The 1,643-nt window shown below is 53.9% G+C and carries 1 protein-coding gene; it reads right to left on the bottom strand.

Going from position 1 to position 1,643, the window contains the following annotated elements; genetic code table 11:
• Positions 1-1,643, bottom strand: a 1,643-nt coding sequence (locus Q369_RS29335) for a hypothetical protein (protein WP_031529886.1), incomplete at both ends; no start/stop codon positions are given.

Here is a 1,643-nt window from a genome sequence, read left to right as displayed (position 1 = left end):
AGACATTGCGCAGCAGAACGCACGGTTACCGGTACTGACAGCGCCAGCTGGCACTGAGACTGCGTATCGGTAATTACCACATTATATGTCCGGCTCGTTGAAGCCGTCACCGTTGGGCTAGCTACAAATGCGTTGGAAAGACCTGCCTGAGGGCTCCATACATACTGATAGCTTCCTGTGGAAGTTACAGTCAACGGAAGCGCCGTTGCGACACCTTCACAAACAGCAAGCGGTGTAGTACTGGCCGCGATCGTGTTAGGGCTGACAACCACAATTACTTCTTTGAAATTACTGCAACCGGTAGTCAGGTTGGTCTGCGTCAGACGATACGTTTGTGTCTGAGCGGTTGTGATCGTAGTTGAAGTGCCGGTAGGACTGGCTACACCTGTCGTCGGGCTCCACTGCCACGTTGTGTTTGCAGCCGGCGCACCTACAAGGCTTAATGTAGTATTCCCACCTACGCAAATAGAGGTGTTACCTGTAATGTTGAAAGCTGCGGGCGTATTCACCGTCACAACAACATTATCGGTACGGGTACAGCCATTGCGTGTTACGTTCACCGTATAGGTTGTCGTTGCAGCCGGCCTTACAGTTGGCTGTGCTACATTGGTTGCTCCTACGATGCCAGCGCCAGTCCATGCATAGGTAGCGCCTGCTATGGCCGGTGTACCAATTTGGGTAGATTCTCCTGCGCAGATCGTTGCATCGCTGCCCGCAGCCGCGCCTGTCGGGGTTACCACTACTTCGTCAGTAAACTTACATCCGTTGGCCAATGTTACCACGACCGAGTAGGTAGTAGCTGTCGTTACGTTGGCAGTTGGGTTAGCTGCGGTAGTGCTGTTGAGCCCTGTTGCAGGCGACCAAAGGTAAGTGGCTCCTGCAGGCGCTGCCGAGTTACCCGTCGCACCAAAGCCGATTGCAACCGGTCCTGCGGCGCAGACAATAACATCATTAAGTACCAGATCGGGGATCTGATTAACGGTAACAGTCACTTGATCGGTCATTGGAGCCGAACAGCCAGGATAGCTCACTTGAAGCGTGTAAGTAGTCGTGGCACTTGGGCTGGCAACAGGGTTACTGCAATTGGTGCAGCTCAGTCCTGCTCCCGTCCATTGGTAAGTGGCGCCGGCAATCGGTGCTTTTCCAAGCTGAATCTCTTCGCCTTCGCAGATTGTAACGCCGCTGCCGGTGTATTCACCAGGGGTAAGCTCATTTGAAAGCGTAACCGAATCGATGGCCACACAGCCCGAAGCAGGGTCAGTAACCGTGAGTATAAAGGTCTGCTTGCCGGTAGCTGAGAACTCAACCTGTGGCTGTGGCATAGAAGCATTGGTGCCATTGGTCCATGCGGCCGCAGCTGGCTGCCAGCTGTATGTCCAGTTTGTGCCTTCCGGCGCGGGAGTTCCCAGCGTCACTGTTGCTCCATTACAGATCGTGCGGTCTACACCAGCATTTGCTACAACCTGAGCAACTGTAACATTGACCGTGTCTGTTGTGATACAGCCCGATGCAGTCTCCTCAATTTTAACAATATACTGCTGATCGCTTGTTAAGGTCGCTAACGGGTTACTTACCCCGGCGTTGTCAAGTCCTGTAGAAGGCGCCCAGGTGTAGGCAAAGCCGCCGCTGACCGGGCTGCCGAT

The organism is Dyadobacter crusticola DSM 16708 (assembly GCF_000701505.1).
In the GTDB taxonomy this organism is placed as follows: Bacteria; Bacteroidota; Bacteroidia; order Cytophagales; family Spirosomataceae; genus Dyadobacter; species Dyadobacter crusticola.
This window is presented reverse-complemented; position numbering and strand designations above follow the sequence as displayed.